The 21,932-nt window shown below is 65.0% G+C and carries 17 protein-coding genes; 15 read left to right on the top strand and 2 right to left on the bottom strand.

Annotation, left to right across the window (positions count from 1 at the left end; all coding sequences use genetic code 11):
• The first annotated feature begins 66 nt into the window (after nt 1-66).
• Nucleotides 67-522 (top strand): redox-sensitive transcriptional activator SoxR, encoded by a 456-nt coding sequence (gene soxR / locus FHW75_RS13105; protein ID WP_019097014.1) that lies wholly within the window; start codon nt 67-69, stop codon nt 520-522.
• Between the two features lie 11 nt (nt 523-533).
• Here the strand turns inward: soxR and FHW75_RS13100 are convergent, their stop codons facing one another.
• A complete protein-coding gene (locus FHW75_RS13100; RefSeq protein WP_019097013.1) occupies nt 534-830 on the bottom strand; it encodes a DUF3144 domain-containing protein in 297 nt (98 codons plus the stop codon).
• A gap of 385 nt (nt 831-1,215) precedes the next feature.
• Between FHW75_RS13100 and mtlD the strand changes: the two genes are divergently transcribed.
• The 5 genes from mtlD to FHW75_RS13075 all read left to right on the top strand — a co-directional run bounded on the left by mtlD (nt 1,216) and on the right by FHW75_RS13075 (nt 7,964).
• Entirely contained in the window at nt 1,216-3,360 is a 2,145-nt protein-coding gene (mtlD, locus tag FHW75_RS13095) for a bifunctional mannitol-1-phosphate dehydrogenase/phosphatase (protein ID WP_159266038.1), read from the top strand.
• 302 nt (nt 3,361-3,662) lie between these two features.
• Entirely contained in the window at nt 3,663-4,445 is a 783-nt protein-coding gene (locus FHW75_RS13090) for an aldolase (RefSeq protein ID WP_159266037.1), read from the top strand.
• A gap of 44 nt (nt 4,446-4,489) precedes the next feature.
• Nucleotides 4,490-5,377, top strand: coding sequence for a dihydrodipicolinate synthase family protein (locus FHW75_RS13085; protein ID WP_019097009.1), 888 nt, complete (start codon nt 4,490-4,492; stop codon nt 5,375-5,377).
• Nucleotides 5,378-5,472: 95 nt separating this feature from the next.
• Nucleotides 5,473-6,687, top strand: a complete 1,215-nt coding sequence (locus FHW75_RS13080; protein ID WP_019097008.1) for a benzoate/H(+) symporter BenE family transporter — start codon at nt 5,473-5,475, stop codon at nt 6,685-6,687.
• Nucleotides 6,688-6,746: 59 nt separating this feature from the next.
• A complete protein-coding gene (locus tag FHW75_RS13075) occupies nt 6,747-7,964 on the top strand; it encodes an MFS transporter (RefSeq protein WP_016714826.1) in 1,218 nt (405 codons plus the stop codon).
• Between the two features lie 29 nt (nt 7,965-7,993).
• Here FHW75_RS13075 and FHW75_RS13070 read toward each other — a convergent pair whose 3' ends face one another.
• On the bottom strand, nt 7,994-9,295 hold the full coding sequence (locus tag FHW75_RS13070) for a DUF2235 domain-containing protein (RefSeq protein WP_016714825.1): 1,302 nt from the start codon (nt 9,293-9,295) through the stop codon (nt 7,994-7,996).
• Between the two features lie 225 nt (nt 9,296-9,520).
• On the opposite strand from FHW75_RS13070, the gene FHW75_RS13065 reads away from it, so the two are divergent.
• The 9 genes from FHW75_RS13065 (at nt 9,521) to FHW75_RS13025 (ending at nt 21,919) form a co-directional block, all read left to right on the top strand.
• Nucleotides 9,521-10,480, top strand: coding sequence for a MoxR family ATPase (locus FHW75_RS13065; protein ID WP_016714824.1), 960 nt, complete (start codon nt 9,521-9,523; stop codon nt 10,478-10,480).
• A gap of 4 nt (nt 10,481-10,484) precedes the next feature.
• Nucleotides 10,485-11,429 carry a DUF58 domain-containing protein gene (locus FHW75_RS13060; RefSeq protein ID WP_016714823.1) on the top strand — a complete coding sequence of 315 codons (945 nt, stop codon included), beginning with the start codon at nt 10,485-10,487 and terminating at the stop codon, nt 11,427-11,429.
• Complete coding sequence (locus FHW75_RS13055; RefSeq protein WP_016714822.1) at nt 11,426-11,920, top strand: DUF4381 domain-containing protein; 495 nt, start codon at nt 11,426-11,428, stop codon at nt 11,918-11,920. Before FHW75_RS13060 ends, FHW75_RS13055 begins: the two co-directional genes overlap by 4 nt.
• A complete protein-coding gene (locus FHW75_RS13050; protein ID WP_016714821.1) occupies nt 11,913-12,989 on the top strand; it encodes a VWA domain-containing protein in 1,077 nt (358 codons plus the stop codon). The genes FHW75_RS13055 and FHW75_RS13050 overlap by 8 nt, the downstream gene beginning before the upstream one ends.
• The gene (locus tag FHW75_RS13045) at nt 12,986-14,704 is read left to right on the top strand and encodes a tetratricopeptide repeat protein (protein WP_025754924.1); all 1,719 of its coding nucleotides are present in this window, start codon (nt 12,986-12,988) and stop codon (nt 14,702-14,704) included. The genes FHW75_RS13050 and FHW75_RS13045 overlap by 4 nt, the downstream gene beginning before the upstream one ends.
• Nucleotides 14,701-16,335, top strand: a complete 1,635-nt coding sequence (locus FHW75_RS13040) for a BatD family protein (RefSeq protein WP_159266035.1) — start codon at nt 14,701-14,703, stop codon at nt 16,333-16,335. The genes FHW75_RS13045 and FHW75_RS13040 overlap by 4 nt, the downstream gene beginning before the upstream one ends.
• A 114-nt stretch (nt 16,336-16,449) precedes the next feature.
• Nucleotides 16,450-17,688, top strand: a complete 1,239-nt coding sequence (locus FHW75_RS13035) for an exonuclease SbcCD subunit D C-terminal domain-containing protein (RefSeq protein WP_019098168.1) — start codon at nt 16,450-16,452, stop codon at nt 17,686-17,688.
• A complete protein-coding gene (locus FHW75_RS13030) occupies nt 17,685-21,329 on the top strand; it encodes an AAA family ATPase (protein ID WP_183673853.1) in 3,645 nt (1,214 codons plus the stop codon). Before FHW75_RS13035 ends, FHW75_RS13030 begins: the two co-directional genes overlap by 4 nt.
• Nucleotides 21,326-21,919 carry a glutathione S-transferase gene (locus FHW75_RS13025; protein WP_025754922.1) on the top strand — a complete coding sequence of 198 codons (594 nt, stop codon included), beginning with the start codon at nt 21,326-21,328 and terminating at the stop codon, nt 21,917-21,919. Before FHW75_RS13030 ends, FHW75_RS13025 begins: the two co-directional genes overlap by 4 nt.
• The last annotated feature ends 13 nt before the right edge of the window (nt 21,920-21,932 follow it).

Below are 21,932 nucleotides of genomic sequence, written 5' to 3'. Positions count from 1 at the left end.
GGAAAGCGGTTGCGGGGAAGATCGGGCAGGACTATAAGAGCTCAACTTAACTTGAGGTCAACAGGCATGGCAGCGGACAACACGCGGATGCTCACGGTAGGCGAAGTGTCCAGGCGCAGCGGCGTGGCGGTGTCTGCGCTGCACTTCTACGAGTCCAAGGGGCTGATCGCCAGTGTCCGCACCGCCGGCAATCAGCGCCGCTTTCCCGCGCTGGTGCTGCGTACGCTGGCGATCATCAAGGTGGCGCAGCGCACCGGTATTGCGCTGGAGGAAATCAAACAGGCCTTCAGCCGTTATGCACCCAACAGCAAGCTCACGGCGGCGCAATGGGGCGAGATGTCCACGGCCTGGCGCGAAGACCTGAACGCCCGCATCCGCACGCTGGAGGCACTGCGCGACAGCCTGGACAACTGCATTGGTTGCGGTTGCCTGTCGCTGGAAGACTGCCCGCTGCGTAACCCCGAGGATGTGCTGGGCAAGGAAGGTAGCGGGGCGCGGATTCTCGAAAAGAAGGCCCGCTAGCCGCACGCGTGTCAGTCGCCTTTGCCCAGCACAAAGCGGTCAAAGTGCTCGATGTGCTCATCCAGGTTGTCTTCGAGCATCATCCGGTACTGCTCGCAGAAGTACTTCAGAATCTCTTCCCGGGCGGCTGCCAGCTCCGCGCCGCTCTTGAAGCTGCGGGCGCTCATCCAGGCACTGAAACGGGTCGCGCTGAAGGTGAGCGAGGCGCTGACCTTGCCCAGGTCTTCGAATTTTTCGATCTGCTGGTTGGCCAGGTCGATGTGCGCATCGGCGCGGTCGTAAAAGGCCTGATCGGTAGCTTGGGTCATTGCGGTTCACCTGGTAACGGAAGCCCAAGCCTTGCATGGCGGCGCGCATACGTGCAAGGCTGAAAAAGGATCACCCGCAATGAAAAGGGAAGCAAAGCACCTCATGCCAGGAATCACACGTATCCATCGCTACTTGCGCCCACTGCCTGCAAACCGGACTGCAGCCAGTGGGCGTGACCTCAAAGGCAAACGCGTCATCCACCTCGCCTCCAAACTCGCAACACTGCTCTGCACGCCCCGCTCTGCCCCGCCTTACCTCTGTGTCACGCCCGAGCGTGCACCTGCCAAACGCCTGCCCCCGACCTGACTGCCAACGCTGCAGCGCACAACGCCGTTCTCGCTTGCTACAGGCGGGATGTCTGACGCACTTACAGGGGCAACACTCATGCTTTTATTTCAAGGCAAACAGATTCACAGCGCCATCTTCGACATGGATGGCACCCTCTTCGACACCGAGCGCCTGCGCTTCAGAACGCTCAAGCAAGCCTCGCTGGAAATCTTCGGCAAGGCACTGGGCGAACACACACTGATCGGCTCGCTGGGCCTGAGCGCGAAAAAAGCCGAAGCCCTCGCCAAGGCGCACAACGGTGAAGACTTCCCTTATGCTGAAATCCGCAAACGCGCGGATGAACTTGAGCTGGAGTACGTGCGCAATCACGGCGTACCGATCAAGGCAGGCCTGCTGGAAGTGCTGGAGCGCCTGCGCAAGTCGGGCCTGACCATGGCGGTAGCCACGTCCAGCCGCCGTGCCATCGCCGAGGAATACCTGATCAACGCCAATGTGCTGAAGTACTTCGATATCACCGTGTGCGGCGATGAAGTCAGCCAGGGTAAACCCCACCCCGAGATTTTCCTGAAAGCCGCCCGCGCGCTCAATTGCGAGCCGGGCCAATGCTTCATGGTCGAGGACTCGGAGAACGGCATGCTCTCGGCAATGCGCGCTCAGGGGCAGGCGATCCTTATCGAAGATATCAAACCGCCGGCCCCCGAGATCAAGGCAGGCGCGCTCAAGGCCTACCGCAGCATGACCGAGTTCCTGGCCGATTTGAGCGAGTGCGTTCCCGACCTGGGCATGCCCGAATTGAACGACACCTTCCCGGCCTCCATGAACCAGTTCCGCGTGGGCATTCATGGTTTCGGCGCCATCGGGGGTGGCTACCTGACGCAGGTCTTTTCCCATTGGGATGGCTACACCCGGCCTTGTGAGATCATTGCCGCGACCCGCTCGCGCATGCTGCGTGAAAGCGTCAATGCCTTCGGCCGTTACAGCGTGCGCTACGGGGCCACTTCGTTCGACCAGACCATCGACAATGTGCGCATGATCGACATGGACGATGATGATGCACTGGTCCACATGTACACCGCTGCCGAAATTGTCGGCCTCAGCCTGCCCGAGCAGGCCATCCGCAACCAGGCGCAGGTGATTGCCAAAGGCCTGTTGAAGCGCTTCGAACGCCGTGGCCGTGAGCTGACGTTGCTGATCGTGCTGAACAAGGTGGGCGGCGCTGCGTTTGTGCGCCGCCATGTGCAAGCGGAGCTGGCATTGCTGTGCCCGCCAGCAATCGGCGAGCAAGTGCTGGAAAAGACCCACTTCGCCGAAACGGTGGTCAGCCGCATCGTCTCCAAGCTCAGCAACGACGCTCTGGTACGGCAACTGCGCATCAAGTCGCAGATGTTCCAGAACAGCCTGGAAGACGAGCCGGCGGTCGCCACAAAGGCATCGACGCCAGTGCCTGAATACGAACGACTGATCGGGCGCTTCAGGCCCTTTGCCCAGCCCAGCAGTGCGATGAGCCAGTTGCACCTGATCCTGTTCAACAGCGAACCCGACATGCCGCTGTATGTAGAGCATGGCAGCGACCTGCTCGAACGCCTGCGCCAGGTGAAGACGGTGCCTGACATCACCCAGATCCAGGTCATCAAGAACCGCTTGTGGAATGGCCCGCATGCCATCGTTGCCTGGTACGCCAGCCTGCTGGGCCATGACTCGGTAGGCCAAGGTATGGGCGATGCACAGGTGAGCGAACTGGCCGAGCGCCTGATTCACCAGGAAGTCGGCCCCGCGCTGGTGGCGGAGTACCCACAGATGGCGGAAGTGGTCAGCCGTTTTGCCGATACCTTCCTGGAGCGTTGCAAAACCTCGTTCAAAGACCCTTGTGCCCGGGTGGGGCGCGACCCGTTGCGCAAGCTTCAGCGCAACGAACGCATTTTCAGCAGCATCGAGCTGGCCCACAAGCATGGTATTCAGACCCCCGGGCTTGCGTTGGGTGTGGCGCTGGCCCTGCATCACGCCCTGCATGGCAAAGAAACCAAGGACCTCGAAGCCCAGGCGATCAGGCAGGTGTACCAGGCCAAAGACGCCAGTGTAGAAGCCGTGCTTACCCATGAGGGCGACTACAACGGTAAGCGTTTTCCAGGGTTGGACCCGGTCAGGGATGCGCAACTGATCACAGCAATTTCTGGTGCTTTCCGGCAACACATGCCAAAGGAAGTGATAACCGGACTGGACCAACCAAGCGTAGGCACCTGATGCCGTGATGCATCAAGGGCGTTGGCACCGCCACCCTGTGCGAGCGACTTTCTCGAGTAACCCTTGAATGCTGGGCACGACCACTGTGGGAGCGGGCGAAGCCCGTGCCATCTGCCGCATCGCCTGATTCGCGGGCATGCCCGCTCCCACAGTCACCGCGCCACTTTCAGATCCTGTAAAGAACCCAGGGCATGACACATCGCTTGCATATGACACTTTGTGTCATTAATATCGCGCTGTGTCCTGATGACAACAACCTGTCCATCAGCAACCCATCGCTCTTTCCCATGCAGGTACCGCCCATGACGACCACCATGCAGGCTCCCAAGGACCAACTGGTCAAACTCGCCCAGCAGCAAATGCTGACCGCGCTGGCCGACAACACCTACACCGCCCGGCAAAAGCTCGCCCTCACCTGCCGCATCCTCTTCGACGGCGGCCACGACTCAGGCCTCGCCGGGCAGATCACCGCCCGCGCGCAGGAGCCCGGCACCTACTACACCCAACAACTGGGCCTGGGCTTCGACGAAATCGCCGCCTCCAACCTGCTGGTGGTGGACGAGGACCTCACCGTGCTGCAAGGCCGCGGCATGGCCAACCCGGCCAACCGCTTCCACAGCTGGGTGTACCGCGCCCGCCCCGACGTCAACTGCATCATCCACACCCACCCGCTGCACAGCGCCGCGCTGTCAATGCTGGAAGTGCCGCTGGCCATCTCGCACATGGACCTGTGCCCACTGTTCGACGACTGCGCCTTCCTCAAGGAATGGCCCGGCGTGCCGGTGGGCAACGAAGAAGGCGAAATCATCGCGAAGGCAATTGGCGACAAACGCGCCATCCTGCTTTCCCACCACGGCCTGCTGATCGCCGGTGGCTCGATTGAAGAAGCCTGCGTGCTCGCCCTGCTGTTCGAGCGCGCGGCAAAGATGCAACTGCTGGCCATGGGCGCCGGTGACATACGCCCTATCCCCGAAGCACTGGGCAAAGAGGCCCACGACTGGATCTCCACCCCCAAACGTCATGGCGCCGCGTTCAGCTACTACGCACGCCGTGCCTTGCGTGCCCATGGCGACTGCCTGGGCTGATCGAAGCTGTACTCTTTCCTCAACAACGGCAAAGGTGCCTGGTCATGTCTACACCTGTAATTCGCGGCGTTATCGGCTACACCATCACTCCCTTCACGGCAGACGGCACGCTCGACCTGGATGCATTGGGCACGTCCATCGACAGCTTGATTGCAGGCGGTGTGCACGCCATCGCACCGCTGGGCAGCACCGGCGAAGGGGCCTACCTGTCCGACAGCGAATGGGAAACCGTGGTGCGCTTCAGCCAGGCACGCATCGCCGGGCGTGTGCCCAGCGTGGTCAGCGTCTCTGACCTGACCACTGCCCGCACCGTGCAGCGTGCCCGCCTGGCACAGGCCTGCGGCGCCACGGCAGTGATGGTGCTGCCCATCTCTTACTGGAAGCTCACCGAAGCCGAAGTGGTCGCCCACTACAAGGCGGTCGGCGCCGCCATCGACATCCCGATCATGCTTTACAACAACCCGGGCACCAGCGGCACCGACCTGTCGGTGGAGCTGATCCTGCGCATCCTGGGTGAAGTACCCAATGTGACCATGGTCAAGGAAAGCACCGGTGACATTCAGCGCATGCATCGCCTGTTCACCGCTACCGATGGCCAAGTGGCGTTCTATAACGGTTGCAACCCGCTGACCCTGGAAGCCTTGGTGGCCGGCGCTACCGGCTGGTGCACCGCCGCCCCCAACCTGATCCCGGCACTGAACCTGGCGCTGTGGGACGCCGTGCAGCAAGGCCAGCTGGCCGAAGCCCGCACGCTGTTCTACCGCCAGTACGAGCTGCTGGAGTACATCACCCGCCGAGGCCTGCCCACCACCATCAAGGCCGGTTTGAAACTGCTCGGCCAGGATGTCGGCGCCCCGCGCCTGCCCCTGCAGCCGCTGGATGCACAAGGCAGCGCTTACCTGAAAAACCTGCTGGTAGCGCTGGCCAGCTGACCCTGAAACCTGTCCGTCAGCCTGTGGCTGGCGGGCAGCGCATTTCTATAGAAGCAGCCTTGCGCTGTTCTACCTGATCTATACCAGAGGCAACCATGGACGCGCCTGTACAAAGCCCTTCAACCCCGTTTCGGGTGGCAGACATCCTTCACCCCGTTGTGGCAGGAATCGTTTCGGTCATCGTCAACTACGGTGGCACCTTCATCCTGGTGTTCCAGGCGGCCAAGGTTGCCGGGCTGAGCCCCGAGCTAACGTCGTCGTGGGTCTGGGCCGTGTCGATAGGCGTCGGCCTCAGCGGCCTGGCGCTGTCCTGGTACAGCCGCGCGCCGGTGATCACGGCCTGGTCCACGCCAGCCGCTGCGTTCCTGGTCACCGCCCTGGCCAACGTGCCCTACAGTGAAGCCATCGGCGCCTACCTGCTGTCGGCCGTCGGCTTCGTGGTGCTGGGGATTACCGGGTGCTTCGAGCGCCTGGTGCGGGTCGTCCCTGGCGGTGTTGCAGCCGGGCTTCTGGCCGGCATCCTGTTGCAGTTCGGTATGGGTGCCTTTGCCAGCCTGTCGGTGGACCCGGCCCTCGCCGGGCTGCTGATTGCGGCCTACGTGGCATTCAAGCGTTTTACCGCCCGCTACGCCGTGGTCGGCATTCTGCTACTGGGCCTCGGCTACTTACTGCTGCAAGGGCAAGTGGGCCTGACCACGTTCAAGCTGGAATTCGCCTCTCCGGTATTCACCGCGCCCACTTTCTCCCTCAACGCTACCCTCAGCGTGGCCCTGCCATTGTTCCTGATCACCCTCACCGGCCAGTACATGCCTGGCATGCTGGTACTGCGCAACGATGGCTTCACGACCAGCGCCAACCCGATCGTCGCGGTCACGGGCCTGGGGTCATTGCTGATGGCGCCGTTCGGTTCGCATGCCTTCAACATCGCCGCCATTACCGCAGCCATCTGCACCGGCAAGGAAGCCCATGAAGACCCAGACAAACGCTGGGTGGCAGGGATCGCCGCCGGTGTCTGCTACATCCTCGTGGGGGTGTTCGGGGTTACCCTGGCGAGTGTGTTCATGGCGCTCCCAGGCACGTTCATCACCACCCTGGCCGGCCTTGCCTTACTGGGTACCATCAGTGCCAGCCTGGCCAGCGCAATGGCCGATGCCCGTGCCCGCGAGGCGGCATTGATCACCTTTCTGGCGGCAGCTGCCAACATCAGCCTGTTCGGCATTGGCGGGGCCTTCTGGGGCCTGGTCATTGGCCTGCTGGCCCATGCTGCACTGAACGGCCGCCTCCCCGCTTTCAGCGGCAACTCCCGCTGAGCGGGCTTCCCTTCACCTTGCCGTGCGCCAGCGGCGCACGCCGTACAACAGGTATCGACATGCCCCAAGCTGGCCCCAAGTTGCTTACCCAAGTGGCTGCCGTGCACTTCGTCAGCCATGTGCACATCATGCTGATCCCGGCGTTATTGCCCGTGCTTCCCGGCCTGCTGGGGGTGGGCTTCGTCGAGCTCGGCGTTGCCTTGGCAGTATTCAACATCGTCTGCGCCCTGGTGCAGGCCCCGCTGGGTTACGCCGTCGACCACTATGGGGCGCGTAAAGTGCTCAAGGCCGGGCTGTTGCTGGGCAGCCTCAGTTTCCTGCTGCTGGCGGCCAGCCCGGGGTATGCGGTACTGCTGGTGGCGATGGCCATGGCTGGCCTGGCCAATGGTGTGTACCACCCGGCCGACTACGCACTGCTGGCCAACGGCATCGAGCCCGCACGCCTGGGGCGGTCGTTCTCGATTCATACCTTTGCCGGGTTCCTTGGCTCGGCGGTCACGCCGGCCGTGTTCCTCGGTATCGCCGCTGTGTTCGGCACGCGGGCGGCCCTGACGGCGGGCGCGGTAGTCGGGGTAGCGGCATTGCTGCTGATCTCGATACCAGGCAGTGGCGTGTACCGGGTCGCAGGGCCTGGCAACCAAACGGGCGCTGGCCCGGTCGCAGCGACAAGCCGCGTGCGTTTGTTCACACCCATGATCGGCGTGCTGACGGTGTTGTTCATCCTGCTCAACCTGAGCACCAGCGCCATTGAAAAGTTTTCCGTCGCCGCACTCGTACAAGGCCAAGGTCTGACCCTGGCCTGGGCCAACACCGCGCTCACCGCCTTCCTGCTGTGCAGCGCAGCGGGCGTGCTGTGCGGTGGTGCCTTGGCCGACCGTACCCGGCGCCATGGCCTGGTGGCTGCACTGGCTTTCGCGGCGGCGGCCGCGCTGACCGCGCTGGTGGCCCTGGGGCTGCTGCAGGGCTGGGCACTGGTGGTAGTACTGGGTGCCATCGGCCTGCTGACCGGGATCATCGCCCCGTCGCGGGACATGCTGGTCAAGGCGGCTGCACCGAAAGGCGCCGAAGGCAAAACGTTCGGGCTGGTGTCGACCGGGTTCAACATTGGTGGCGCCATCGGGCCGGTGGCGTTCGGCTGGATGCTCGACCAGCGCCTGCCAAACGGGATTTTCGTTGCATCGGTCGTGTTCATGGTGCTGACGGTGCTGCTGACCCTGGCGCAAGAGGCGTACCTGGCCAGGGCCCGCAACGCAGAACGACTGGCGCGCGCCGTGTAGGTGCGGCCTGGGCCTGTCATTTGGGTCGTTCAGGATGCCGGGTTGGCATGTACCACGCGCCCGCCTGCGGCCGGCCGATTGACGAACAACACATCCAGCACGCTGTTGCGCAAGCCCTTCAGCGCATTCCAGTTCGCCGAGGCATGCACATACTTCTCGCACAGCAGCCGCTGTTCAGCCTCGCTCAACCCCGGCTGGTCCGTTTCTCCCAAGGCAAACGCATGCAACTTGCGGCTGATCTCCAGCAAATCCTCCGGCAGCCTGTGCTCAGGCTGCTCGCCCAACGGCGCAAATGGCACGCCAGCCCGCACCGCCAGCGCTCGCATCACGCTCAAGTACACCCGGGACAACTGCCCCGCCACTTCCCGTTCACGGTACAACGCCGCATACACCTGCTTTTGCGCTTCATCTGGCCGGCCACCGGCAAGGGGCGCCTCCCAGCTCACGACCTGCGGCCTGGGCTCGCGGCTATCGGGATACGCCGACGCCAACAAGGCGCTTACCGTGGCGTGCGCACGGCTTTGCTCGGCACGCATGCCCACCGGTACACGCTGGGACTGCGGCTTGCACAGCAGCACCTGCTCCAGCATGGTTTCCGGGTAACCGCCCCCGATATTCGAATGCACCCCCGGCAACACAATGTCGTGACCACTGCCCACCAGCGGAAAGTTATGCCGCTGCTCATCCCCCGCCACCAGTTGCACCACCTGCCGGGCAATGCCTGCCCTGAGGCCAAGGCGCAGGCCGCCCTGGCGGCTATCGGCGGGATCGAAGTCGCCCTGCAACGGCGCGATGATCGCTGCCACGGTGTCGAACAGGCCGATAAAGTTGATGGAAGTGTCGCACGCTATCGGCAACAACCCACCCGCGCCATCCTGTAGCAGATTGGCCAGATGCCGTGCCGCCGCCGCCCCGCGGCTGAAACCGAACAGGTCGAACTCGACCCGCGCCACGGCTGCCTGCGGATGCGCCCGGCACCAGCCACGCAGTTGTTCGGCCATCCCCTGCAAAGCCTCGGCGACCCTCGCCTCAACCCCCGTGCGCCCACGACCGGTGGCCGCGGCATAGGTATGGTCCGCCTCACCTGCCAGGGTACCCACGCCTTCCACGTAGCGTTTCAGAAACACCAGGGTGCCATCGGCATCAGCCTCACCCGCCGGATACAGGGCATGCAACAGGGCCACATTGCTCAGGGCATTGCCATAGCTGCCGCGCGGTTCATCCACGGCCATGGCATTGTGCAGGTTGTTACCGGTGCCATCGAAAAACACGCCAACACGCAGGGTGGCAGGTGTGGGGATTGGCGTGCTACCGCTGCTCATTTTCATCATCGTGCCTTCTGCTTGCCTGAAAAGCACAAGCAGGCGCCAGCACGCCTTCACCGACCATCAGACAATGGCCAGCCTTACCTGGGACATTTCTGTACCGGCGAGCCCCGTAACGATAAATTTACCCGCCGCCATTGGTCGCCGCCCCCCCGGATAGATTAAAGTATCAGCCCTTGCCAGGGCCGCTACCGTCAGCCGCCTCAGGCCCCACACCAGGAACCGTCGCCGATGGAACACCGTGAAGCGCTGATCGCGCTGCGCACCTTTCTTTCTTCCCAGATCCTAGGCCAGGAGAAACTGGTCGAGCGGCTGTTGATCGTGCTGCTGGCCGACGGCCACATGCTGGTGGAAGGCGCACCGGGCCTGGCCAAAACCAAGGCCATCAAAGAACTTGCCGAAGGCATCGAAGCGCAGTTCCATCGCATCCAGTTCACCCCCGACCTGCTCCCGGCCGACATCACCGGCACCGAAATCTATCGCCCGGAAACCGGCAGCTTCGTATTCCAGCAGGGGCCGATCTTCCACAACCTGGTGCTGGCCGACGAAATCAACCGCGCCCCGGCCAAGGTGCAATCGGCACTGCTCGAAGCCATGGCCGAGCGCCAGGTCAGCGTGGGCCGCAGCACCTACGACCTGTCGCCGCTGTTCCTGGTCATGGCCACGCAGAACCCCATCGAGCAGGAAGGCACCTACCCGCTGCCCGAAGCCCAGCTCGACCGGTTCCTGATGCATGTAAAAATCGGCTTCCCCGACGCGGCGGTGGAGCGGCGCATCCTGGCGCAAGCCCGTGGCGAAGCCCTTGGCGGCGAGACCAAGCCCGAGCGCCGGGTCAGCCAGCAGGCCATCTTCGCCGCGCGCAAGGAAATCCTTGGCCTGTACATGGCCGACGCGGTAGAGGAATACCTGGTGCAGCTGGTCATGGCCACCCGCACCCCGGCCAAGTTCGACGCCGAGCTGGCCGACTGGATCGCCTACGGCGCCAGCCCGCGCGGCTCCATCTCGCTGGACCGCTGCGCGCGTGCCCACGCCTGGCTGGCCGGGCGCGACTTCGTCAGCCCCGAAGACATCCAGGCGGTGCTGTTCGACGTGCTGCGCCACCGCATCATCCTCTCGTTCGAGGCCGAGGCGGCGGGGATCGACCAGGACCGCGTGGTCCAGCGCATCCTCGACGTCGTCGCCGTTGCCTGAGCCCATGCCCACCGCGCAGCTGGCCGAGCCCGGTATCCGCATCGGCCTTGCCGAGCTGATCGACATGCGTCACCGCGTGCGCGAAATCCAGCTGTTTTCCAAGCCCGGCCAGCGCAGCCCGCTGGTGGGCCTGCACCATTCCAAGCTGCGCGGGCGCGGGGTGGACTTCGACCAGGTGCGCGTGTACCAGGCCGGCGACGATGTGCGCAATATCGACTGGCGGGTGACCGCGCGCACCCAGGAGCCGCACACCAAGCTGTTCCACGAAGAGCGCGAGCGGCCGATCTTCATCCTCGTCGAGCAAAGCCAGCGGCTGTTTTTCGGCTCGGGGCTGATGTTCAAGTCAGTGTTGGCAGCCCAGGCCGCTGCCCTGTTCGGTTGGGCCGCGCTCGGCCACAACGACCGCATTGGTGGTTTGGTGTTCGGCGATAACGAACACCACGAAATCAAACCTCGGCGCAGCAAGCAAAGCCTGCTGCAACTGCTCAACCGCCTGGCCAAGGTCAACCAGGCACTGCACACCGAAGCCACGCCCGGGGCCGACAGCCTAGGCCTGGCCCTGCGCCGCGCCCGCGAAGTGCTGCGCCCCGGCAGCCTGGCCATCGTGATTTGCGATGAACGCTCGCTTAGCGCCCAGGTGGAACAGCACCTGGCCATGCTTTCTCGCCATTGCGACCTGCTGTTGCTACCCGTGTCCGATCCACTCGACCATGCCCTGCCGGCCGCCGGCCTGCTGCGCTTCGCCCAGCGCAGCGCCCAGCTGGAGCTCGACACCCTCGATGCCAACCTCCGCCAGGCCTACCGCCAGCAGGCCGAAGCCCGCATCGAGCGCTGGGAACTGATGGCACAGAAGCTGCGCGTGGTCCTGATGCCACTGAGCACGCAAAGCGAAATGATCGAGCAACTGCGCGAATACCTGAACGCACAGCGGCCACGGAGCGCGTCATGAATCCTCTCGACCAGTTGCACCCGCTGATCGACCCGGCACCCATCGGTTTATGGCCACCGGCACCGGGCTGGTGGCTGTTGCTGGCGCTACTGCCGCTGCTGGGCTGGGGCCTGTGGCGGCTGCGCCGCTGGCGCCCGGGCAAACGCCGCATCGTGCGTGCCGAGCAACCGCTCGACCCGGTGCGCGTGGCCGCCCTGGCCGAGCTGGCCCTCCTGCCACGCCCCTACGATGGCGCACCGGCCGGCGCCTGGCTGCAACAGATCAACGCCCTGCTCAAGCGCCTGTGCCGCAACCACTACCCCGGTGCCAACAGCCACACCCTCAACGGCCGCCAATGGCTGGCGTTTCTCGACAACCGCTGCCCGGCCGCCGGCCTGACCCGCTGGATGGTGCTGGTCGAAGGCGCCTACAAACCCGAGTGCAAGCTCGACGACAAAGCCATCGCCGGGCTCAGCCAGGCCGTGGAAACCTGGATCCGCAAGCATGTTTGAACTGGCCTGGCCGTGGGTCTTCGCCCTGTTACCGCTGCCATGGCTGGCACGCCTGCTGCTGCCTGCAGCCGACAGCGGCGAGCCGGTGCTCAAGGTGGGCTTCCTCAACGAACTGGAAGGCCTGGCCGGGCGACGCGCGCGGCTCAACCTGCCGACCTGGCGCCAGCAGGCACCGTTCGTGGTCATCTGGCTGTTGCTGCTGTGCGCAGCTGCCCGCCCGCAGTGGCTGGGCGATCCGGTGCCGGTGGCCGCCAGCGGCCGCGACCTGCTGGTGGCGGTTGACGTGTCCGGGTCGATGGACTTCCCCGACATGCAGTGGAAGAACGAAGACATCAGCCGCCTCGACCTGGTCAAGGCGCTGATGGGCGACTTTCTGCAGGACCGCGAAGGTGACCGCGTGGGCCTGATCCTGTTCGGCAGCCAGGCCTACCTGCAGGCGCCGCTCACCTTTGACCGGCGCACCGTGCGCACCTTCCTCGACGAAGCACAAATCGGCATCGCCGGTAAAAACACCGCCATCGGCGACGCCATTGGCCTGGCAGTCAAACGCCTGCGCCAGCGCCCGGCACAAAGCCGGGTGCTGGTGCTGATCACCGACGGTGCCAACAACGGTGGGCAGATCCACCCACTGACCGCCGCCCGCCTGGCGGCCCAGGAAGGCGTGCGCATCTACACCATCGGCATCGGCGCCAACCCCGAAGCCAGTGGCACCCCTGGCCTGCTGGGCCTCAACCCGAGCCTGGACCTGGACGAAGCCGCGCTCAAGGAGATTGCCGACATCACCCACGGCGCCTACTTCCGCGCCCATGACGGCGCCGAACTGGTCGCCATCGGCGACACCCTCGACCAGCTGGAACCGGTGGCCCAGCAACCGACCCAGGCACGCACGGCCCAGGCCCTGTACGCCTGGCCCCTGGCGCTGGCGCTACTGCTTAGCGTGCTGCTGGTGGTGGCCGTGCAATGGCCCGACAACCTGCTGCAACGCCTGCTGCGCAAGCCGCGCTTTCTGCAACCGCACCCGGAATGGCGCCAGCGCCTGAAGCGCCTGCGTTTAAGGAGGCGGCGATGATCGACCTGTGGCCCCAATGGCTACGGCCGCTCTGGCTGCTGGCCGTGCCCCTGCTCGGCTGGCTGTTGTACAAGCTGTGGCACCGGCGCAAACGCGCCGGGCGCTGGCAGATGATTCTGCCGCCGGCGTTCCATGGCGTCTTGCTGGGCGGCGGTAGCGGCAGCACCAGCAAACTGCCATGGGTGGCGCTGGGCCTGGCCTGGGCGCTGGTGATCCTGGCCCTGCTCGGGCCCAGCTGGCAACGCGTCGAAGAAAACCGCCAACGCCCGGCCGACCCGCTGGTGATCCTGCTGGAGCTGACCCCGCAGATGCTTGCCGAAGACAGCCCGCCCAACCGCCTGGAGCAGGCTCGGCGCAAAATCCTCGACCTGCTCGAACACCGGCGCGACAGCCAGACGGCGCTGGTGGTGTATGCCGGTTCGGCACACACGCTGGTGCCGCTGTCCGATGACCTGGCCACCACCCGCAACCTGCTGGAGGCCATCGACCCGTCGATCATGCCGCAAGCGGGCCAACGCGCCGACCTGGCCGTGCAAAAGGGCCTGGCGCTGCTCGCCCAGAGTGGTTTGGGCCAAGGCCGTCTGCTGCTGATCGGCTCGTCGCTCAGTGCGCCGGAGCGCCAGGGCATCAGCCAGGCCCTCGGCCGCCAAGGCCCCAGCCTGTTGATGCTGGGCATCGGCAGCCGCGAAGGTGCCCCGGTGCGCCAGGCCAACGGCGAATTCCTGAAAGACAACCAAGGTGGCATCCTCTTGCCACGTCTGGAAAGCGCCAGTCTCAAGGGTTTCATCAGCGGTACCGGCGGGCGCTACCGGCATGCCCGCATCGACGACCTCGACCTGCGCGGCCTGGGCCTGTTCGACAACCCGCGTACCGCGCGCAATGACGGCCAGACCCTGCAACTGGACAGCTGGGCAGACCAAGGCTACTGGCTGCTGATCCCGCTGTTGCTGCTGGCAGCCTGCGCCGGCCGGCGAGGCTGGCTGTTCTGCCTGCCGCTGCTGCTGGCCTTGCCGCAGCCCAGCCAGGCCTTCGAGTTCAACGACCTGTGGCTGCGCCCCGACCAGCAAGGCCGGCGCCTGCTGGAACAAAACCGCCCGGCCAGCGCCGCGCGTCACTTCCAGGACCCACAGTGGCGCGGCATGGCGCTGTACCAGGCCGGCGACTATGCCGGTGCCGCCGAAGCGTTTTCTCAGGGCGACACGGCAGCTGCCCACTACAATCGAGGCAATGCCCTGGCCCGCAGCGGTGAACTGGAGGCCGCCCTGGACGCCTACGAGCAAGCCCTGGAGCGCCAGCCCGACCTGCAAGCGGCGCTGGACAACCAGGCGCTGGTGCAACAACTGTTGCAACAGCGCGAGGCCAAAGCCGAGGAACAACCGGCCAGCAGCGACGACCAAGGCACACCTGGCAGCGAAACCGAGGGCAACAGCAGCTCGGCCAGCAGCCCGGCCCAAGGCACGCCCGGCAACAACGAACAAGCCAGCGCCGAACAACCCGGCGAAGGCAGCAACAACAGCCAGGCCACGCCCGGTAACCAGGCGGGCAGTGACGACAGCGTGATCCAGCCGCCCCAGCGCCCGGTATCGACAAATCTCGATGCCGAGCAACGCCAGGCCCTGGAACAATGGCTGCGGGAGATCCCCGACAACCCGGCGGAGCTGCTGCGGCGCAAATTCTGGTATGAACAGCAATTGCATCAGGAAACCCCACGATGAGTCGCTTCGGCGTCTTGCTTCTCACCCTGCTGTGGGCCGTGCTGGCCCAGGCCGAACCGCTGCTGCAAGCCAGCGTCGACCGTACCCGCCTGGAAGCTGGCGAAAGCCTGGAACTGACCCTAGAAAGCCAGGACGTGACCCAGTTCGGCAAACCCGACCTGCGCGCCCTGGAAGGTGACTTCGAGGTACGCGGCACGCGCCAGCTGAACAGCCTGCACACCCTCGATGGCGAAACCCGCGCCAGCACCCGCTGGATCATTACCCTGCTGCCACGGCGCAGCGGCAGCCTGCGCATTCCTGAGCTGCAACTGGGCCAGTCGCACAGCCAGCCCATCGAGCTGCAAGTGCTGCAGGCTGATGCCAGCCGGCCCGACAGCGCCTCTCAGGTATTCATCGAGGCAACCCTCGACAGCACCGACGTCTATGTCCAGGCCCAGGCCATGCTGACCCTGCGCATCTACCACTCGGTAGCGCTGTACGACGACAGCAGCCTGAGCCCGTTGCAACTGGATAACGCCAAGGTCGAGCCGCTAGGCGAATCGCGCACCTATGAAAAGGAAATCAACGGCGTACGCCACGGCGTGATCGAAACCCGCTATGCCGTGTATGCCCAGCAAAGCGGCACCCTCGACATCCCGCCGTTGACCTTCACCGCCACGGCCGCTGCCAGCAGCGACGATAGCGCGCAGGCCAATGCCACGGCCCGCGCCGGCCACCAGGTGCAGGTGAGTTCACTGCCGCTGCGCCTGACCGTGCGCCCCATTCCGACAGCCTGGCCCGCCGGCGTACCTTGGTTGCCGGCGCGCAGCCTGACGCTGGAAGAGCACTGGAACCCCGACCCCGGCAACCAGCAGGTACAGATTGGCGACTCGCTGACCCGCAACATCACCTTGCGTGCCGAAGGTTTGTCCAGCACCCAGCTGCCGCCACTGCCGGCCACCGAAATCACCGGTTTGCGCCGCTACCCCGACCAGCCACTGCTACGCAACGAAATCAGCGACCGTGGCATGACCGCCAACCGCGAAGAGCGCGAAGCCTTGGTGCCCACCCACGCCGGCACGCTGGCCCTGCCGGCGCTGGAAGTGGCCTGGTGGAACACCCGCGAAGACCACCTGGAGCACACCAGCCTGCCAGCGCGCACCCTGAACGTGCAGGATAACCCGGCATTGGGCGCCGACACCCCGGTAGGTGACAACAGCAGCGCCAGTACCCTGCTGTGGCCCTGGCAGCTGGCCACCTTGGTGTTCGCCCTCACCACCGTGCTGGGCTTCGCCCTGTGGTGGCGCGCCCGCTCACAACCGGCGGTGCTGCGCGCCGCGCAGAACGGGCCAAGCCCACGCACCCTGCTGGACGACCTCAAGCGCGCCTGCCAGGCCAACGACCCTCAGGCCACGCGTCAGGCACTGGACGCCTGGGCCCGGCAGCAGCCGGAGACATTGGCCGAAATGGCGGCGCGCTTCGTGCCGTTGTCGGATGCGCTGGACGGGTTGAACGGGGCGCTGTACAGCGAGAGTGGCCAGTATTGGCAGGGTGAGGAATTGTGGCGGGCAATCGGCACCATCCCTCCGGCCGAGCAAGTGTTGTTGCCGGCCGGGGAGAATGGCGGGTTGCCGCCGCTTTATCCCAAGTAATGGGCTGCCTGAGCCGGCCTCTTCGCGGGTAAACCCGAGCCCACAGCTGCCCCGCGCTTGGGTTACCATACCGCCCTTTCCCCGCTTGCCCGACTCGACACCAACAGGTCATCCATGCGTCTGTTTCATACCTCCGACTGGCACCTGGGCCAAAGCCTGCACGGCCAGGAACGCGACTTCGAACACGCCTGCTTCCTCGACTGGTTGCTCGGCCAACTGCGCCTGCGCCAGCCCGATGCGCTGCTGATCGCCGGCGATATCTTCGACACGGTCAACCCGCCGGTCAAAGCCCAGGAACGCCTCTACGACTTCATCGTCCAGGCCCACGAGCAGCAGCCCAAGCTGGATATCGTGATGATCGCCGGCAACCACGACTCGGGCTCGCGCATCGAGTTGCCCGCCGCGTTGATGCGCCGCCTGCGTACCCATGCGCTGGGCCGTGTGCATTGGCTGGACGAAGGCCAGCTGGATGCCGAGCGCCTGTTGATTCCACTGACCAATGGCCGTGGCAAGGTCGCCGCCTGGTGCCTGGCCCTGCCCTTCCTGCGCCCGGCCGAAGTGACTGGCCCGCACCTGGGTGACGACTACCTGCAAGGCATTACTCAGGTACATCAGCAACTGATCGCCGCCGCGCAAAAAAAGCGCAAGAAAGACCAGGCGCTGATTGCCATCAGCCATGCGCACATGGCCGGTGGCGCGGTGTCGGAGGACTCCGAGCGCAGCCTGATCATCGGCAACGCCGAGGCGCTGCCGGCCAAGCTGTTCGACAAGGCCATCAGCTACGTTGCCTTGGGCCACCTGCACAAGCCGCAGAAGGTCAACCGCGAAGAACGTATCCGCTACAGCGGCTCGCCGATCCCGCTGTCGTTCGCTGAAATCAACTACCCGCACCAAGTGCTGGAAGTGGAGCTGGACGGTAGCGACCTGGTCAGCGTCGAGCCGCGGCCGGTACCGCGCGCCGTGGCCCTGCAACGGGTTGGCCCGGCACCGTTGGGCGAACTGCTGCAGCAACTGGCTGACTTGCCGGTAGTCGACCTGCTCGAAGACCCCAACCGTCAGCCCTGGCTGGAGGTGCGGGTGGTACTGGACGAGCCGCAACCCGACTTGCGCCAGCAGATCGAAACCGCCCTGGAAGGCAAAGCCGTGCGGCTGATCCGCATCAGCGCCGAATACGCCGGCCGCACCAACGCCGAAGACGATGACCTGGCCTTTGTCGAACTGGCCCAAATGACCCCGCAAGACCTGTTCAGCCGAGCCTGGGAACAGGCCTACGGCAACCCCGCCGACGAACAGGCCCTGGCCGACTTTGCCCTGCTGTTGCAGGACGTGCAGCAGGAAGAAGAGCAGCCATGAAGATTCTCGCCATCCGCCTGAAAAACCTGGCATCGCTGGCCGGCCCGATAGACATCGATTTCACCGCAGAACCCTTGGCCAGTGCCGGCCTGTTCGCCATCACCGGGCCGACCGGGGCCGGCAAAAGCACCCTGCTCGATGCCCTGTGCCTGGCGCTGTTCGGCACCGTGCCACGGCTCAATGACATCGGCCGCGAGGCCAAGGTGCCGGACGCTGAGGGCGAAATTCCCACGTCTGACCCGCGCAACCTGCTGCGCCGTGGCACCGGCAGTGGCTTTGCCGAGGTCGATTTCGTCGGCATCGATGGCCGCCGCTACCGCGCCCGCTGGGAAGCCAACCGCGCCCGCGACAAAGCCAACGGCAAACTTCAGCTTAGCCGCCAGAGTTTCTATGACCTGGACAGCGAGCAAGTGCTGGCAAGCGCCAAGAACGAGTACAAGCAACTGATCGAAGCCCGCCTCGGCCTGAACTTCGAGCAGTTCACCCGCGCCGTGATGCTGGCCCAGAGCGAGTTTGGCGCCTTCCTCAAGGCTGACGACAGAGAGCGCAGCGAACTGCTGGAAAAGCTCACCAACACCGCCATCTACACCCGCTTGGGCCAACGCGCCTTTAGCAAGGCCCGTGAAGCCGGTGAAGCCCACAACGCCCTGAAGGACCGCGCCAGCCACCTGCTGCCAATGGCCGCCGAAGCACGCGCCGAGCTAGACCAGCGCTTGGCGCAAGCCCAGCAGCAGTTCAAGGCCGACCAGGCCGACGAGCGCCAGCTGGAGCAGCAACGCAACTGGCTGAATGAACAACGCCAGCTGCAGGCCCAGTACGCCGAAGCCGGCACCGCGCTGCAGGCCGCCGAGCAGGACTGGCAGCAACTGGCCGAACCTCGCCTGGACCTCGTTCGCCTGGAGCGTTTGGCGCCGCAGCGTCACCAGTTCCATCGCCAGCAAACGCTGACCGCTCAACTGGCGCCAGTCGCAGCGACGATCGCTGAACAGCAACAGCAACAAACTGAGTTGCAACTGCGTACCCGTGAACTTGAACAGGCACTGGACAATGTCCGCCAAGCGCTGGTCGACAACCAGGCACGGCACGGTGAAAACGCCCCGCGCCTGCGCCAGGCCTTTGCCGCACAGGACAACCTGGCCCGCCTGGACCAGGAGCTGGCCGCGCAGCGCAGCAGCAGCGAACAGGCCGCACAGCACGTCGCCGACGGCCAGCAACAGTTGCAGCAGCTGGAGCACAACCAGCAACGCAGCGTGCAACAACTGGCCCAGATCGACACCGCGCTCGCCGACAGCCAGCACTTGGCGGGCCTGGCCGATGCCTGGCATGCCTACCTGCCGCAACTGAAGCAGGTGATGCTGATTGGCGGCCGTCTGGCCAAGGGCCGTGAGGAACTGCCTGGCCTGCAAGCCCTGGCCAGCCAGGCCAATGCGCACTTGCAGGCCGAACGCGACACCTACGACCTGCTGTTCCGCGAAGCCAAGGCCGAACCGCACGCCCTGGCGGAACAGATCGACCTGCTGGGCGGCATGCTGCAGGACAACCGCAAGCAGCAACGCGCCATTGAACAACTGTCGCGCCTGCATGGCCGCGAAATGGAGCTGCGCCAGCAGCTGGATGCCGTGCGCGAGCGGCAACAGCAAGCCATGCAGCAGCGCCAGCAACTGATTACCGAAGGCACCGCCGCCAAGGCCGAGCTGGAAACCGCCGAACAGGCACTTGACCTCACCCGTCAGCTGCTGGAGCGCCAGCGTCTGGCGCGCAATACCAGCGTTGAAGAATTGCGCGGCCAATTGCGCGATGGCGAACCCTGCCCGGTATGCGGCAGCGCCGAGCACCCGTTTCATCAACCCGAAGCGCTGCTGCAAAGCCTGGGACGTCACGACCAGGCTGAGGTAGACGCCGCGCAGAAGCAGGTGGAAACCCTCAACAGCAAACTGGTGGAGCTGCGCACCCAGTTGGGTGTGGTCAACGCCCAGCTCAAAGACTATCAGCAGCAACAACTGCACCTGGGCGAACAACTGCACGCCCAGGTGGCCGAAGTGCAGGCACATAGCCTGTGGCCTGCCCTCGCCCCGCAAGACGACAAGGCCCGCAGCACCTGGCTCGACAGCCAGTTGCGACGCCTGGACGAAGAAATCGGCCGGGACGAGAAGCGTCAGAGCGCCCTCCTCGCCCTGCAAAAAGATGCAGCCCGCCTCAATCAGCAACTGCAGGCCGCCCACGAAGCGCAACAGCAAGCCCAGCGCCACCTGGAGCAACAGCACCAGGCCCTGGCCAACGACGAGCAGCAACTGCAGCAAGGCCTCGACGACCTGGCCGGCGTATTGCCCGAAGAAGCCGTCAAGGCCTTGAACGACGACCCGGCCAATGCCTTCCTTGCCCTGGACCAGCAGATCGCCCAGCGCCTGCAACACCTGGAACAACGCAAGGACGAGCTGGAGGAACAGCAAGCCCGTCAGGCCCAACTGGACAAGCTGCGCGACCAGCAACAGGCACGTATACAAGGCCAGCAGCAGTTGCAGCAGAAGCTGGCCGCCCTCGACGAGCAACGCCAGCAGGCCCAGGCCTCCCTCGGCGAACTGCTTGGCGAGCACACCAGTGCCGAAGCCTGGCAGCAGCACATGGACACCACGCTGGAACAGGCCCGCGCCCTCGACGCCGACACCGCCCAACGCCTGCAAGCGCTGCGCACCCAGGGCGTGCAGCTGGCCAGCGAACTCAAAGCCAACATCCAGCAGCAACAGGCACTGAACACCGAGTGCCAGCAGCTACAGGGCCAGATCAGCCAGTGGCGCAGCGAGCACCCGGAGCTGGATGATGACGGGCTGGATCGCCTGCTGGCCATGGATGACGCGTACGTCCATGAGTTGCGCCAACGCCTGCAAGGCGCGGAAAAGGCCATCGAACAAGGCCGCGTACTGCTGCAGGAACGTGAGCAACGCCTGCAACAGCACGCCGCGCAGATGACCGTGGACACTTCGGCCGAAGCTCTGGAGCAAGCCCTGACCGAGCTGCGCGAACGCCTGGCCAACCACGAACAGCAGTGCGCCGAACTGCGCGCCCAGCAGGCTGACGACCAACGTCGCCAGCAGGCCCATCAGGCACTGGCGGCCGAAATCGAACAGGCTCACCAGCAGTGGCAACGCTGGGCCCGCCTGAACGCGTTGATCGGTTCGGCCTCGGGCGATGTGTTCCGCAAGATCGCCCAAGGCTACAACCTCGACTTGCTGCTGCACCACGCCAACGCCCAACTGCGTCAACTGGCCCGCCGTTACCGCCTCAAGCGTGGCGGCAGCGCCCTCGGCCTGCTGGTGCTGGACACCGAGATGGGCGATGAGCTGCGCTCGGTGCATTCGCTGTCGGGCGGGGAAACCTTCCTGGTGTCGCTGGCCCTGGCCTTGGGCCTGGCATCGATGGCCTCCAGCACCCTGCGCATCGAGTCGTTGTTCATCGACGAAGGCTTCGGCAGCCTGGACCCCGAGTCGCTGCAACTGGCGATGGATGCGCTCGACGGCCTGCAGGCCCAAGGCCGCAAGGTGGCAGTGATCTCCCATGTGCAGGAAATGCACGAGCGCATTCCGGTACAGATCCAGGTGCGGCGCCAAGGCAATGGCCTGAGTGACGTGGAGGTGTGCGGGTGATCCTCTACTCGTTCCGCCGCTGCCCGTGGGCCATGCGTGCGCGCCTGGCCCTGCGCTATGCCGGCTGTGAGGTAGACATCTGCGAGGTGGCGATGAAGAACAAGCCGGCAGAGCTGCTGGCCTTGTCGCCCAAGGGCACGGTGCCGGTGCTGGATACCGGTGCCGGGGTGCTGGAAGAGAGCCTGGACATCATGCGCTGGGCGCTGGCGCAAAACGACCCGCAGGACTGGCGCTTGCAGGCAGACCCTGCGGCGGCGCAGGTGGCTGACGGGCTGATTGCGCGTAACGACAGCACGTTCAAGGCGCAGGTGAACCTGTACAAGTATGCCGAGCGTTACCCGGAGTATTCCCGCGAGCATTACCGCCAGCAGGCCGAGGCCTGGCTGGCGGAGCTCGAAGGCCTGCTTGAAGGCCGGCCTTACCTGCTGGCTGATCACCCGAGCCTTGCCGATGCTGCGTTACTGCCCCTGATGCGCCAGTTTGCCGGGGTCGAACCACAGTGGTTCGCCGAGGCGGCTTATCCGCGGGTGCGGAGCTGGCTGGAGGGGTGGTTGGCTTCGGAACTCTTCAAATCGATAATGGCCAAGTGATCGGATCGAGTCA

Source organism: Pseudomonas sp. OG7 (genome assembly GCF_014192825.1).
Taxonomy (GTDB): domain Bacteria; phylum Pseudomonadota; class Gammaproteobacteria; order Pseudomonadales; family Pseudomonadaceae; genus Aquipseudomonas; species Aquipseudomonas monteilii.
This window is presented reverse-complemented; position numbering and strand designations above follow the sequence as displayed.

What these genes read in the sequence shown, in the direction of transcription:
- soxR (WP_019097014.1), top strand. Translation starts at nt 67, where the DNA reads ATGGCAGCGGACAACACGCGGATGCTCACGGTAGGCGAAGTGTCCAGG.
- FHW75_RS13100 (WP_019097013.1), bottom strand. Translation starts at nt 830, where the DNA reads ATGACCCAAGCTACCGATCAGGCCTTTTACGACCGCGCCGATGCGCAC.
- mtlD (WP_159266038.1), top strand. Translation starts at nt 1,216, where the DNA reads ATGCTTTTATTTCAAGGCAAACAGATTCACAGCGCCATCTTCGACATG.
- FHW75_RS13090 (WP_159266037.1), top strand. Translation starts at nt 3,663, where the DNA reads ATGACGACCACCATGCAGGCTCCCAAGGACCAACTGGTCAAACTCGCC.
- FHW75_RS13085 (WP_019097009.1), top strand. Translation starts at nt 4,490, where the DNA reads ATGTCTACACCTGTAATTCGCGGCGTTATCGGCTACACCATCACTCCC.
- FHW75_RS13080 (WP_019097008.1), top strand. Translation starts at nt 5,473, where the DNA reads ATGGACGCGCCTGTACAAAGCCCTTCAACCCCGTTTCGGGTGGCAGAC.
- FHW75_RS13075 (WP_016714826.1), top strand. Translation starts at nt 6,747, where the DNA reads ATGCCCCAAGCTGGCCCCAAGTTGCTTACCCAAGTGGCTGCCGTGCAC.
- FHW75_RS13070 (WP_016714825.1), bottom strand. Translation starts at nt 9,295, where the DNA reads ATGATGAAAATGAGCAGCGGTAGCACGCCAATCCCCACACCTGCCACC.
- FHW75_RS13065 (WP_016714824.1), top strand. Translation starts at nt 9,521, where the DNA reads ATGGAACACCGTGAAGCGCTGATCGCGCTGCGCACCTTTCTTTCTTCC.
- FHW75_RS13060 (WP_016714823.1), top strand. Translation starts at nt 10,485, where the DNA reads ATGCCCACCGCGCAGCTGGCCGAGCCCGGTATCCGCATCGGCCTTGCC.
- FHW75_RS13055 (WP_016714822.1), top strand. Translation starts at nt 11,426, where the DNA reads ATGAATCCTCTCGACCAGTTGCACCCGCTGATCGACCCGGCACCCATC.
- FHW75_RS13050 (WP_016714821.1), top strand. Translation starts at nt 11,913, where the DNA reads ATGTTTGAACTGGCCTGGCCGTGGGTCTTCGCCCTGTTACCGCTGCCA.
- FHW75_RS13045 (WP_025754924.1), top strand. Translation starts at nt 12,986, where the DNA reads ATGATCGACCTGTGGCCCCAATGGCTACGGCCGCTCTGGCTGCTGGCC.
- FHW75_RS13040 (WP_159266035.1), top strand. Translation starts at nt 14,701, where the DNA reads ATGAGTCGCTTCGGCGTCTTGCTTCTCACCCTGCTGTGGGCCGTGCTG.
- FHW75_RS13035 (WP_019098168.1), top strand. Translation starts at nt 16,450, where the DNA reads ATGCGTCTGTTTCATACCTCCGACTGGCACCTGGGCCAAAGCCTGCAC.
- FHW75_RS13030 (WP_183673853.1), top strand. Translation starts at nt 17,685, where the DNA reads ATGAAGATTCTCGCCATCCGCCTGAAAAACCTGGCATCGCTGGCCGGC.